Raw genomic sequence first — 13,214 nt, forward strand, 5'->3', positions numbered from 1 at the left:
AACCACCCCCTTCTACTCATAAAATCTTTGAACATGACAGCAATATGACAGAATTGCCATATACAAAAACGGCTACCTTATTTGATAGCCGTTTCAGTATTTCCTGAAAAGTCGATTGTGAATATTGTTTCATTATTGGCAGAGTATAGATCGAATGAATGGTTTAAGGTATTGAGAACCTTTTTTACTAAGTATAGACCAATACCAGTTGCTTCACCTATTGTCCGACCTTTAGAACCTGTGTAAAACAAATCAAAAACACGATTTATTTCACTTGTAGGTATCGTTTCTCCTTTATTGCGGATAAACAACTGTCCATTTTCATAATTAACTAATACGATGGACTCCCTCTTACCATATTTGACGGCGTTATTTAGCAACTGGTACACAACAACCTTGAGCCATTTACGGTCAGAATAAATCGTTATGTTTTCTTCTATTGTAATTTTAGGATATATTTCATTCTCGATAAAGTAATCTTTTAAATCGTTAACAACTTCCTGTACAATATCCTTTAATGTAATTGGTTCTATCTTTAGATCCACTAATATTTTTGTAGACCGACTATACATTAACAACTGATTTAAAGCGAAATTCAACATGTTACATTCTTTTTTTACTTTTTGCCATTCAAGAAATAACCTTGGTTCATTTGACTGATTTGATTGAATAAGCAATTGGATAACAGAAAGAGGCGTTTTCATTTGATGAACAGCTTGAGAAATCATCAATTGCTGTTCTTGTAAGAAATCCTTATGTTCTTCATCCTTTGAAAGAAGAGATGAAAGAATTGACCTCAATTGGTCTGCATATGCTTTTTCAATTGGAGCGTTTGGCTGATGAATTAGAAATTCGTCTATATCTATACTTTCTTTCTCAATATGCATATAGAATTTTTTCCGGCGTACGTAACGAACAAAGAGCAGAATGGCTAGTAAGATAATAGATAAAAATATAAAGTATCCATAATGATTTTCAAACCCATCTAATCGATGAATAACTATCGGTAGAGTAATAAACGTAATGATATAAAGGATAATAAAACTCAGATGATCCCGTAAAAATAATTTCATAATCTCTTCTCCGTTAATTGATAGCCAATTCCTCGAATAGTCGTAATTTCTAAAGAAGAAAAAATAACTTCTAATTTTTTACGCAACCTGACGATATTTACCGTCAGTGTATTCTCCTCGACAAACGTCTCGTCATCCCAAATGGCTGAAAGTAACTGTTGTCTTGTTATAACTTTGGGAAAAGCTTCAAAAAGCATTGTACAGAGTTGGAGTTCCTTTGCCGTCAACAGCTCCTCCTGCCCGGGTGACGATAATCGAACAGCGTCTATATTTAAAGTTGTGTTTCCTCTTTTTAAAGTTCGGGTGTTTGAAACATTTGCATATTCACCGTATATCCGACGAATTTGTCCATTTATTTTCGCAAGTACTACGTCAAGTGAAAAGGGTTTTGTAATGAAATCATCCGCCCCATTTTCAATGCCGTACACTTGATCTAATTCACCCACACGAGCGGAAAGAATCAAAATAGGACAATTTGACACGCGTCTTATTTTACGGGACCAATAATATCCATCAAAGGCAGGGAGATTAATGTCCATTATGACAAGATGCGGCCCTACATCTTGAAAAACTTCAAGAACCTTGTCAAAGTCGACTACAACGTGACAATGGTAGCCATACTTTTCAAGATGGTCTTTTATTGCATTAGCAATATTCATTTCATCTTCGACAATCAATATTTTATACATCGAATCCTCCTGTTTTATTATTAACTATATTCTCCTATATCTCCTATACCTATAATAGGATGAATAAAAGTATAAATAAGAATCAAAAAAAAATAAATTACTTTTTGTCTTTTGTACAAAAGACCTTACTTTATATAGTGGCCTAAAAATCACCATTATTGATTAAGTGTCGTTGTAACTCTACATATAATTTCATATACAAAACCACTTTATGTTTTGTATTACTCTACAATCTGGCCCGATTGCGGAAGATTCTATTTAAAATCCACTTTATTAGTTGCTTATCAGACTTTTTTCTCCTTATCCAATTGTCTTGGTCATACTCCCATGAAAATTAAATCTGCAGTTACTGTAAAAAGGCAAACGTAAATAAGACGCGGTTCATTCATTTTTTTGAAGGTCACAGCACCTGAGATAAGGGATATTGGTATATTAATGAATTAAGAAACTTCTGCAATAGTTACAGAATAACCTAAGTTTTCTAGTCGTCGAACTGCGTATTTCACAATAGATTGTTGCTTCTGTTTGTCAAAATAATCTTCGCCCAGGTATACATACATTTCTTCACGTGTTAACAGATAGTAGGCTATTCTCAACATAGCATGCGCGACAGAGATCGCTGCCCGTTTCCTTCCTTTTCGCGCTGCGGTTCGTCTATACATGGCACCTAGATAGTTCTTTGACGCTGCAACAGAATGAGCTGCTTCAACTAAGGCGGACTTCAGATATTTGTTTCCATTTTTAGCTTTAGCAGATTTTCTCTTTCCTGCACTTTCGTTATGCCCAGGTACAAGTCCAGCCCATGAGCATAAATGCTCAGCACTGGGAAACTGCTTCTTAATATTGGTTCCAATTTCCGCTAAGATTTGTTCTGCCATTCGAGTGGCTATCCCAGGAATTGAATCTAAACGTTCGACATCGTCATGAAAAGGGACTACTCTCGTAGCGACTTCCTGATCTAAAATCACGATCTGGTCACTTAAAAAATCAATGTGAGTTAAAATGGTCTTAATCATCAGCCGTTGGTGAGGGTTTACATAACCTTGAAGAGCAAGTGCGAGCTCATCCTTTTTACGTTTCTTGGTGCGTCTAGCGAAGTTCGCTAGTTTCTCAGGATCATCTTCACCATCAGCAATGGCACGGAGCATGTCGCGAGAGGAGACGCCCATAATATCAAAAACAACAGAACTGAGTTTAATATTAGCTCCTTCTAATACTTTTTGAATTCGATTATGTTGTCTAGCCCTTTCTTCAATGATACTACGACGATACCGAACAAGTTCTCGAAGTTCCCGTTGATTTCGGTCTGGAATGAAACTTGCTTTAAGTAATCCATGACGTAGGAGCTTTGCAATCCATTCCGAATCTTTGATATCCGTCTTACGTCCAGGCAATGCTTTCATATGCTGAGCATTTACCACTAAGAATTCAATTCCTTCAGCTTCAAGTAAATTAACAATAGGCTTCCAAAATACGCCGGTGCTTTCCATAGCAACGTGAGTACACTCATGCTGTTTAATCCAGTCAATTAATTGTAATAAAAACTCCGTTTTAGTTGAAAACGTTTGAATCTCCTTTCCCTTCGACGTTAGAATACATGCTGTAATGTTATCCTTATGAATATCCATACCACATGCTCGTTCAACAACGATTTCCACCTTAAAAATATCCTCTCTATGGCTAAATTAGGTAAGAGGCTGGTGCAACAATCAGAGTAGGATTAATCTCCCATGAGTGCTTCCCATTAGGGAGCGACAATCTGTGATGCACCGTGATCGTTGGAGTCAGACTAACGGATGGGCTCTAAGGCACCATAGTTGATCGACCTTCCTCTCCCAGCCATAGTAGCAGTATAGACAGATTTGTAGTCCCATTTTCATCATCTGTGGTGCGGCGCTTGCGCTGCATGCATGACTAACAGAGGCTTCAGCTTAACAAGCCAAATAAAAAGTCAGTTCCTTAGCGTGCTGGAATCCGACTTTTTTAGGTTGAAATTTGCTTAGCGTACAAAATTTCCGAAATGTTGGCTGTACCCCACATTGGGAAAGGATGATTGTTTATGACTAAGCTTACGAATGACCAGATTCGCCAGAACGTGCGAGGACGGTATCAACAAATCGCGGTACAACAGGTTGAACCGAGTTATTCAGAAGGTTCCACACATACAAACAATACAATCAGTTGCTGTGATACTCCGACAGACTTCAACACGATCTCTGCACAACTAGGTTATTCCAATGATGAATTATCTGCTGTACCCGAAGGGGCAAATTTAGGTCCCGGTTGTGGCAATCCCCAAGCTATCGCAGATATGCAATTAGGTGAAGTGGTCTTAGATCTTGGTAGTGGCGGTGGCTTTGATTGTTTCCTTGCTTCTCGCCAAGTGGGTGATACAGGCCATGTGCTCGGAGTGGATATGACTCCAGAAATGGTTAGTAGAGCACGTAACAACGCTATTAAGGGGGAATTTACGAATACCGAGTTCCGTTTAGGTGAAATTGAATATCTCCCAGTAGCAGATAATACGGTAAATGTCATTATTTCCAACTGCGTTATCAATCTATCACCAGATAAACAACAAGTGTTCCGTGAAGCATACCGTGTACTTCAACCCGGCGGCCGCCTTGCAATATCTGATATCGTCACGACGGCTGAACTCCCACCTGAAATTAAGAATGACATGAACTTACTGTATTCAGGATGCATTTCTGGAGCATCTTCCATTGATCTTCTAAGTGCAATGCTCGAACAAAGTGGATTCAGTGACATATCTATTGAGCCCAAAGATGAATCATTATCCTTTATTAAAGATTGGGTTCCCGGTTCAAATATCGAGAACTATATTGTCTCTGCGATCATAAAGGCAACAAAGAAATAGTAATCTATTTCAGAACAAACATAAATAAATAAAGACAGTCCCATCATCGGGACTGTCTGGTAATACAATTTCAAATATGTAGAGCAATTCTATCCAACCATTCATTGGTTCGGAAACTTAAAAATTTCCTGTACCATAATCACCAAGTGGAGTTACTTGGCCGCCAGTTACAGGAACAAATGGATTCGTAAATCCTATAACAATAATCAAGGCAATCAGTAGACCAACCATTTTGTTCTTCATCTATTTCCGCATCTCCTTCACTATTCTTGTATATTCCAATTGGAATTCAGGTGATGCAACATACCTAAATTCCTCGAATACCCTAACACAACTAATAAAACCTGACTTACTATTTATTCTAATGGATGTTTGTAAACTATGAAGAATCCACTTAAAACCCATATCAAATCGTTGTCTCCGTAAGTAATAAACACCTAATTCAGTCAGAAATTTAAGACTACGATTGGGACTAAATTGCTCTGTATAACCAGAGGACCATTTCGATTCACTAAAAGACGTAATCTGATCTTCAAATTGATTCAACACCTGATCCACATCAATGTCATATTTATTTGCTGACTCCGTCATCATAAGAAGACCCGATAGGACCTCTTCCTCATTCTCACTCATATAAGCGACATAATCTGGCAACACTGCCCATTCTCCTAGACGAAGTCTAAATGCACATTTATTAGCTTCACCCCATTTCTGAAATTTAGCAATATGCGTATGCACATCCTCTTCTCGTTCTTCAGACCAGTCCATTTCAGTGTATAATAACGTATATTTATAACCTGCTTCATAGTTTCCTTTTCTGCTATATGCAGCAGCCCACATCAGATACCCATATGCTCTATATGCCAGAACAGGGTATCTAATCTTTCTTTTCGTTCGAACTACCTTCCGCATCTCAACCGCATGTTGGCAATCCGCTCTAAATACCATCTTTTCAGAAATCTCTATCACCTTGTCCATTTCTTCCATAGTGAAATAGAGATTAACTAATTCACGGAGAGCATCCAACTGAATATCTTCTGGAAGACGATCAACATAAGGCTCAAACTGAACTGTAGCACGGAAATTAACAGACTGATCTTGGCCGATTGAAAGAGAGAATAACCGATACTGACACATAGCTAACCGCTCAGAATGCTGATACTTCTCTCCTACAGCTACGCATTTATACAACATTGTGGCTGCTTGGTTCCTGCCTTCTTGGTAGAGTAATTCTGCCGTCATAAATATACCTGGAAGGTACGAAAGATCATCGGCAAGCCGTTCCAACACTTCTTCGATACAATCGTAGTTACCTATTGCAGCGCAGCGTAGTATGAAGGGTCTTAATCGTCGCCAATTGGGATTGTTCGTAACAAAACATTCATCTACGTACAAGTCGTAAAGAGCTCCCTCTGGAAGTTTCATCGCTGCTGTTATTCGATCTAAGTGACTTACCGCGATTGATTTCGGTGGACTTCGATTGATTATGGCACTTAAAATTCCTTTGTTCATGCCCGCTTCTTCCGATAGCCCTTGTAATGTCATTCTATTATTATTCATGTAATATTCTATCTCTGTACGTATACAAGTAGTAGAGTTCAATAGATCACCCCATAATATCACAATTTCCAAATCCCATATATTAGTATAAGTGAATTATATGTCTAATTATTCCATTGGTCAATAACATATTTTACATATTTCTACTTTTTTTCCGTTATGTAACTCACTAGTAATCTGATCAATCACTATATAATCCTAATTTTCAAGCAAAAGTGATATTATTAATATATAAATCTCGACTATAAATCTCTCAGGAGACTCACTATAATGAACCCAACCTATATTATGGATGATACGCAATGGCAAAATCTTATTCAAAACGTTGCACACAATTTCAATGACCTGACGATCAAGCGTGGGTTTCAATATTTCAAACAGGGACGTGTTCATTCATTCACCATGTCAGGTCCTGACCACATTGAGGCTGTAGTCGAAGGTACGGAGGACTACTCCATTAAGATCAATATAGAATCCTTCTCTGCTAATCACTGTAACTGTCCTGTAACGGCCAACTGTAAGCATATCATTGCTGTCCTGTTAGAGTACGCTAATCTACAAGATCGTTCAGTCCATGCGCTCGTGAATGCACATTCAGCAGCCATGTTCAAACAAGTTACCAAGCCATCTCCACATACAGCGGCTAATCGTTCAATTATTCAAACACCATTACAAAAGGCAGAAGCTTCTGCTAAATTGAAAGAACAAGCTAGTCACCTATCTACGAAGCCTATTTCAGAGTGGTATGAGCTATTCGAGCAATGTATTACTCCATTAGGGATGAAGATCCCCAATGGACAATATGCACAGAATGCTTTAGCATCCATATACACGATTAAACCTCAACTTTCACCAGTGATGGAGCTCCTTTTCCATTTACAGGTACATCTATTTGTATTGAAAAAGCTAGTGAAACCATTGCAGAAGTCTGAGAATATTTCCAATTTCTATATGGGATTTCATACACAGGTTGCTGCTGATGATGTGCTAGCAGAGATCGAACGTACCTTTTTAAATAAGCTTCCGCTTCCGACCGAACCAGAGAATTGGCCATATATGAAGGAAACATTAAAAGGTTTACGTAATGATATGCTCATAGAACCTCAGAACCTGCAATATTTTCTAGATGTCTACAATCAACTCTGGTCCCATTGGATTTATCCTAATCATATCGGTTCGGAGATGTACTTAGAGGAATTAGAACATTTACAATCGGCTAAAGATGAGCTTGGCACTTCACTATCAAGACTCCCATGGATGCTGGCTCAGAGCTGGATGCACTTCTATTTGACTCAAGATGAGCTATCGTGGGCTCTTTTAAAAGTTGGGGATAAAATCTACACGATCCATCCCAATCATCTATATCATTTCCTATCTATCCTAATGCAAACAGAAGAATGGGCTCGGTTGACAGAATGGCTTATCCAAATTGGCCCCCTACTCAGTAGTAATCGGAATAGTAACCTACATCAATACTGGAGCTATTGGGAGACGACTATTCAGTATCACCCGGAAGCAGAACAATCAATGTGGGCAACACTAGTCAGTATGCTACCTCTTTCTAGAAATATCTATGAAGAGAAGTTACTGAACCATGGTAAATGGAAGCAATGGATGGACTATCAATTAAGCACTGGAAGGGAACCTCTTGATTATCGAGTAACCGTATTTCAGCCTGTTGAGAAACATGCCCCCGAATTGCTATTACCCTTCTATCATCAAGCTGTTGAGAGATATGTTGTTCAGAAGAATAGAGACAGTTATAAGCTAGCTGTAAAGCTATTAAAGCGACTATCAAAGCTCTATAAAAAATTAAAACAAGAAGCACGCTGGGAGCTGTTTATCGCTTCATTCGTTACTCGCTATAGTCGATTACGCGCACTCCAAGAGGAGCTTCGGAGAGGAAAACTGATCTCATGAGCCAACATAATGAAACCATCACTATTCATATCAACTTGAGTGCTTATGGAGATGCACTAATCTATGGCTCTACCAATACTTTTAATTATGTGCCAGGCCAGATGATGAAACATCTCCTATTCGCATGGCATGAAGCTTCCTTCTATGGGACAGAACTAGAAGTTCAAACCGTGCAAGATGTTGATCTTGTCGTTCTTCCCTCCGAGCAGGTTATTCCTTTCTTTGCGGAACAGAAGCTTCTGAAACATATTCAATGGACATGGATCGAGGATGAATCCCCATGGGTCCGGCTAACACCTTTATTGCTTAAATATATAGACGAAAAGAAATATATCCCTAGTTACGAGGCTTTTCTGTCAGGAAAGGTGCAATGGGTCTGGGACCCGTCAGCAATGAATACAGAAGAACAGTCTATCTTAGAGGAGATCAGGATCAGTAACACCAGTATGATTGAAGGGTTATGTGCGGCATTCTCATCTACCGTATCTCAACGCTACTATGGAACAGAATTAGAGGCCACTGATTTACGAAGAGAGTATCCGTTGCTCTTCGCTAACGTTGGTACAACTCCTCATGGTCTGGATGAACATAGCTGGCTCATTACAATAGGTTGGAGAGCAGATACTGCTCCGTTCCGTCCATTACTGCAACTACTGGAGCCTTATGACGATGAGCCTTCTTGGCATCTTCAGCTTGTACTACAGGATAAATCTGATCTCACCCTACTTGAGCGTATTCAGCTTACGCAAGAAGGCCAAGCATTCGGATCATGGCCTGATCATTGGTCAACTCATGTTCATGACCGTTCCGTAAGTTGGTTGGAACGTTTGCAGGCATGTCTACCTAAAGGGCGTTTCGATGATAACAGCGAATATGTATTAAGCGGTCCACTGTCGGATGAAGATGCTTGGAGATTCTTAACCATAGATAGTAATACGCTACTGGAATCTGGATGGCAAGTGCTTCTTCCAGCTTGGTGGGAAGAAGCTAGTCGGAAGAAACCTAAGCTTCGTGCCAAGGTCCGCACCAATGAGGGTAGAACTACAACTTCTCTATTCGGACTGGACTCTATTGTTAACTTCGATTGGCGTATTGCCATTGGTGATGCCCAACTCACCGAAGAGGAATTCACCGAACTCGTGGCCCGTAATGAACGTTTGGTTCGCTTCAGGGGGCAGTGGATCCCACTTGATCCAGCTCTACTTGCGCAGATCCGTCAAGCCATGGCAGGGACAGATAAGTCACAGGGCCTATCCTTCCAAGACATTTTACAGCTACACTTACTAGGAAATAATGATGAACCTGAGCATGACGCTTCGGAGCAACAACAGGAGAATTCCGCACGAATTCAACTTGAAGTTGAACTGAATGAACATCTAATGAAGATTATGAGTCAACTTAGAGGTCAGACCAAGTGGCCGACATTAGCTGTGCCTGACGGGTTACAAGCGGAATTGCGTTCTTATCAACAAGACGGGTTTACCTGGCTCGCCTTTTTACGCCAATTCGGACTTGGCGCCTGTCTTGCAGATGATATGGGACTCGGTAAAACCGTACAGTATATTTCCTATTTATTACATCTTAAAGAGACCTTTGCAGATTCGGATACTAGCATGCCTTCCCTCCTCATTTGCCCCACTTCGGTATTGGGCAATTGGCAGAAGGAATTGGCTCGCTTTGCCCCTTCGCTAAAGGTCATGCTCCATTATGGAAGTAGACGTGATAGCGGTGAATCTTTTCATGGAGAGATTGCACAAGCGGATATCGTTCTAACCTCCTATGCGACTGCGACTCTCGATCAAGACATACTTAAACAATTCACTTGGCAATCCCTTTGTTTAGATGAAGCGCAGAATATTAAGAATGCCCAGACCAAACAATCTTCTGCTGTAAGAAGCTTTTCTGCGAAACATCGTATTGCGCTTACAGGTACGCCAATTGAGAATCGTCTATCTGAGCTATGGTCTCTTTACGACTTTATCAATCCAGGTTATCTCGGTAATGCAAGAGCCTTCAATAGCCGATTCATTAATGCGATTGAGAAGGACCATAATGAACAACGGACACAGGATTTACAGAAGTTAGTTAAACCATTCATGCTCCGCCGTAAGAAGAAGGATCCCGCTATCCAACTTGATTTACCGGATAAGAATGAGATGAAGACCTATATTAATCTCACTGCTGAGCAGGGAGCCCTTTACGATCACACGGTCTCAGAACTCATGGAACGGATGCAGAAGCTAGAGGGAATTGAGCGAAAAGGGGCTATCCTTGCTGCACTTACGCATCTTAAACAGTTATGTGACCATCCTATGCTTCTAACGAAAGAGCCGATTCCGACGTCTTCTAATAATCATACTGTCATACTGGATACAGAGACACTGGTCGGACGTTCAGCTAAGCTGGAACGTATTCTCGAGATGGTCAAAGAATTGCGGGAGGAGGGCGAGCGTTGTTTGATCTTTACGCAATATATAGGTATGGGTCAGTTACTTCAACAGGTACTTCAGCAAGAGCTTCAGGAGCCTGTTCTCTATCTAAATGGAAGCACCTCCAAATCTATGCGTGATACGATGATTGATCAATTCCAATCTCAGATCCTACCACCTCAGGAGCAACCATCCGTATTCATTCTTTCGATCAAAGCGGGAGGCGTAGGACTTAATCTTACAGCGGCTAACCATGTCTTTCACTTCGACCGTTGGTGGAATCCAGCAGTGGAGAATCAAGCTACAGATCGCGCCTACCGAATGGGACAGACAAAGGACGTACAGGTCCATAAGTTCATCTCACTCGGTACATTAGAGGAACGTATAGATGAAATGTTAGAGAGTAAGCAACAGCTCAGTGACAATGTTATCTCCAGCACTGAAGGTTGGATTACTGAACTATCAACCGAGGAGTTGCAAGACCTTTTCGCCTTGCGGCGGAATGGGATCAGTTAATTTATTCAGCTGATCCATTTTTTTCAAGACGATCGACTTGATAGGTGTCATTTCAAACTCTCTGTGAATAGGCTATATCATCAAGTCTATTCTGGAGGTTATTCATATGCCCATTAGAAAAAAATATTTCCCGTTCACTCATTACTACCATCTCTACCCTTCACAAAGTCATGCAGCTTACCCCTATGGAGTAGAATATCCAGACTATCAACAAGCAACTCCGCCTCCTCCCCCTGCTCCGTCTTACCCCTTTCCAACACAACTGTATGGGTATGGCCAGCCTTACGGGCAACAAGGCTATCCAATGGGTAGAACCGAACTTGTGAAGGGCCAAGTACAAGGGAATATAGGTAAAGACGAGGGCCTTAGCCTTAGTACCGGAGCAGAATTAGGTGGTAAACATGGCGTCGGCTTTAACGCGGATGGTCATGCAGCACTCAAAGGTGTAAGCGCACAAGCGAATGCACACCTTGGTGAGAAATATGGAGTTAACATACAGACAAGTGCTGAGCTAAACAAAAGTCAGGGATTTGAGATGAACGGTGAAGCACAACTTGGTGGTCCGTACGGATTAGGAGCTCAAGCTAAAGCCCAATTCGGTGGAGGACAATTAGCCGGTTTCAATACGGATGCTCAATTCGGTGGCGAACATGGTCTAAGTGCTCAAGCAAAAGGCCAATTGGGCGGTGGTCAACTGGCTGGAATCAACACAGGCGCTCAACTCGGCGGAGATCAAGGACTCAGTGCAAATGTGGAGGGTCACTTAGGGCTTAATCAAGGAATCGGCTTCAACACTGGAATTAAGCTTGGTGGATCACAAGGATTGGGTGCCCATGCCAAAGCACAATTGGGTGGCGGCCAAGGAGTTGGGCTAGGTATTGGCGGCCACTTAGGTAATCATGACGGACAACTCGGCATTACCCTGGGTAGCAAAGATCAAGGAGAGAAGAATTCTGATTAGGTCAGCTATCACATTAGAACCCTCAATATTACAAATAAGAGGCAACCCTTGAAGGGCTGCCTCTTTTCAAAATATAAGAAAGTATAAGTTACACTTGAATCAATTTCATAATCGCCGATGCACTTAAATCGGGTTGCGTAATTATGAAATTGATTCTTCATACTCTATATCTTATATTTCGACTGAAACGGATACCTTAAAGTGATACGAAGTATCGCTATCATCGGAAGCGTAAACTCCTTTAAAAGGACGGCGTAGCCGTTTCAGCTTGTTATGCATGGATATTACCGCTATGCTTTCATTTTAGAATAGTACTTTTGGCTCCCAATCTTAGCCGCAATTCCGCTGTTAATTACTATATTGCCTTCTACCTTATGATTTCCTCTTGTAGACATCTTCCGCACATCATCAAAATCTGGATGAAGTACTTCATTCGAGAGATAGGCTGATTTATTGCTCCAAGGTATTCTTCTTCGATTAAGAGCGGCTATGATTTGTTCCGAAGTTCTGATCCCCAGACCATGTCCGAAATATAAATCATTGGCTAACAAGACAGCATTCTCCCCTTGCCATTCTGGTGTTTCTAGCGCATGCTCTGGATTCTTGAAATATACAATATCCCCGGGGTACGCCTCATTATTATGATTAGTAATAAGTAACCTTAAGTCGCTATCATATTTCCAATCCCTTAAGTACAAGTCTTCGAAATACTTGTTAAAACTATCTTTTTGTATGACATTAAGCGTAGCCCTGTACAAGATAATCACCATTGCAGTCGCACATTCAAAAGCATAGAGTTTCCCATTCTCAAAAATATCATTGATTCCATCTGCAGGCGGGATCCCATGATTCAATCTGAAACCACCATTCTCTGTTCTTGTCCATAACTGGGTATTACAGCGAGATTGTCTGAATACAGCAAAACTTACATCACTCTTATCTAAAGCATAAGCTGCCTCCACGATTGCCGTTCTCATGGTTAGCTCGAATGCTAAAGATGCCAGAGAATCATAACGATAGATTAAATGGCTATTGTTCTTAAGTTGCACAATATCCTTCTCCAAATTGGACAACTGTAATGTACTAATGATTTGTTCAACATCATAACCCGGGATTAAGATCATCGTACTCCCCCCATACTGTATATTCATAGTTTAGGTTATTGTACGTGTCACATGACATGTATGT

At 40.5% G+C, this 13,214-nt stretch carries 10 protein-coding genes; 4 read left to right on the forward strand and 6 right to left on the reverse strand.

Features of this window, described 5'->3' with window-relative positions:
• Window positions 1-77: 77 nt before the first annotated feature.
• The 3 genes from LPB68_RS10605 to LPB68_RS10615 form a co-directional block, all read right to left on the reverse strand.
• Window positions 78-1,073: a sensor histidine kinase gene (locus tag LPB68_RS10605; RefSeq protein WP_068657097.1), complete on the reverse strand. Its 996-nt coding sequence runs from the start codon at window positions 1,071-1,073 to the stop codon at window positions 78-80.
• The gene (locus LPB68_RS10610; protein ID WP_068657095.1) at window positions 1,070-1,762 is read right to left on the reverse strand and encodes a response regulator transcription factor; all 693 of its coding nucleotides are present in this window, start codon (window positions 1,760-1,762) and stop codon (window positions 1,070-1,072) included. The genes LPB68_RS10605 and LPB68_RS10610 overlap by 4 nt, the downstream gene beginning before the upstream one ends.
• 440 nt (window positions 1,763-2,202) lie before the next feature.
• On the reverse strand, window positions 2,203-3,420 hold the full coding sequence (locus tag LPB68_RS10615; RefSeq protein ID WP_071193210.1) for an IS110 family RNA-guided transposase: 1,218 nt from the start codon (window positions 3,418-3,420) through the stop codon (window positions 2,203-2,205).
• Between the two features lie 401 nt (window positions 3,421-3,821).
• Between LPB68_RS10615 and LPB68_RS10620 the strand changes: the two genes are divergently transcribed.
• On the forward strand, window positions 3,822-4,640 hold the full coding sequence (locus LPB68_RS10620; protein ID WP_068654602.1) for an arsenite methyltransferase: 819 nt from the start codon (window positions 3,822-3,824) through the stop codon (window positions 4,638-4,640).
• Window positions 4,641-4,757: 117 nt separating this feature from the next.
• Here LPB68_RS10620 and LPB68_RS23670 read toward each other — a convergent pair whose 3' ends face one another.
• Window positions 4,758-4,883, reverse strand: a complete 126-nt coding sequence (locus LPB68_RS23670) for a hypothetical protein (RefSeq protein WP_257786631.1) — start codon at window positions 4,881-4,883, stop codon at window positions 4,758-4,760.
• Complete coding sequence (locus tag LPB68_RS10625) at window positions 4,884-6,200, reverse strand: hypothetical protein (RefSeq protein ID WP_068654831.1); 1,317 nt, start codon at window positions 6,198-6,200, stop codon at window positions 4,884-4,886.
• 270 nt (window positions 6,201-6,470) lie between these two features.
• Between LPB68_RS10625 and LPB68_RS10630 the strand changes: the two genes are divergently transcribed.
• From LPB68_RS10630 to LPB68_RS10640, 3 genes are all read left to right on the forward strand, one after another.
• Window positions 6,471-8,120: an SWIM zinc finger family protein gene (locus tag LPB68_RS10630; protein ID WP_068654604.1), complete on the forward strand. Its 1,650-nt coding sequence runs from the start codon at window positions 6,471-6,473 to the stop codon at window positions 8,118-8,120.
• Entirely contained in the window at window positions 8,117-11,065 is a 2,949-nt protein-coding gene (locus LPB68_RS10635; RefSeq protein WP_068654606.1) for a DEAD/DEAH box helicase, read from the forward strand. The genes LPB68_RS10630 and LPB68_RS10635 overlap by 4 nt, the downstream gene beginning before the upstream one ends.
• Before the next feature lie 106 nt (window positions 11,066-11,171).
• Entirely contained in the window at window positions 11,172-12,026 is an 855-nt protein-coding gene (locus tag LPB68_RS10640) for a hypothetical protein (protein WP_068654608.1), read from the forward strand.
• Between the two features lie 290 nt (window positions 12,027-12,316).
• Here the strand turns inward: LPB68_RS10640 and LPB68_RS10645 are convergent, their stop codons facing one another.
• Entirely contained in the window at window positions 12,317-13,150 is an 834-nt protein-coding gene (locus tag LPB68_RS10645; protein WP_068654610.1) for a protein-glutamine gamma-glutamyltransferase, read from the reverse strand.
• Window positions 13,151-13,214: the final 64 nt, after the last annotated feature.

Origin of the sequence: Paenibacillus crassostreae, from assembly GCF_001857945.1 — a bacterium.
Classification (GTDB): domain Bacteria; phylum Bacillota; class Bacilli; order Paenibacillales; family Paenibacillaceae; genus Paenibacillus_AQ; species Paenibacillus_AQ crassostreae.

What these genes read in the sequence shown, in the direction of transcription:
- LPB68_RS10620 (WP_068654602.1), top strand. Translation starts at nt 3,822, where the DNA reads ATGACTAAGCTTACGAATGACCAGATTCGCCAGAACGTGCGAGGACGG.
- LPB68_RS10630 (WP_068654604.1), top strand. Translation starts at nt 6,471, where the DNA reads ATGAACCCAACCTATATTATGGATGATACGCAATGGCAAAATCTTATT.
- LPB68_RS23670 (WP_257786631.1), bottom strand. Translation starts at nt 4,883, where the DNA reads ATGAAGAACAAAATGGTTGGTCTACTGATTGCCTTGATTATTGTTATA.
- LPB68_RS10640 (WP_068654608.1), top strand. Translation starts at nt 11,172, where the DNA reads ATGCCCATTAGAAAAAAATATTTCCCGTTCACTCATTACTACCATCTC.
- LPB68_RS10605 (WP_068657097.1), bottom strand. Translation starts at nt 1,073, where the DNA reads ATGAAATTATTTTTACGGGATCATCTGAGTTTTATTATCCTTTATATC.
- LPB68_RS10610 (WP_068657095.1), bottom strand. Translation starts at nt 1,762, where the DNA reads ATGTATAAAATATTGATTGTCGAAGATGAAATGAATATTGCTAATGCA.
- LPB68_RS10645 (WP_068654610.1), bottom strand. Translation starts at nt 13,150, where the DNA reads ATGATCTTAATCCCGGGTTATGATGTTGAACAAATCATTAGTACATTA.
- LPB68_RS10625 (WP_068654831.1), bottom strand. Translation starts at nt 6,200, where the DNA reads ATGAATAATAATAGAATGACATTACAAGGGCTATCGGAAGAAGCGGGC.
- LPB68_RS10635 (WP_068654606.1), top strand. Translation starts at nt 8,117, where the DNA reads ATGAGCCAACATAATGAAACCATCACTATTCATATCAACTTGAGTGCT.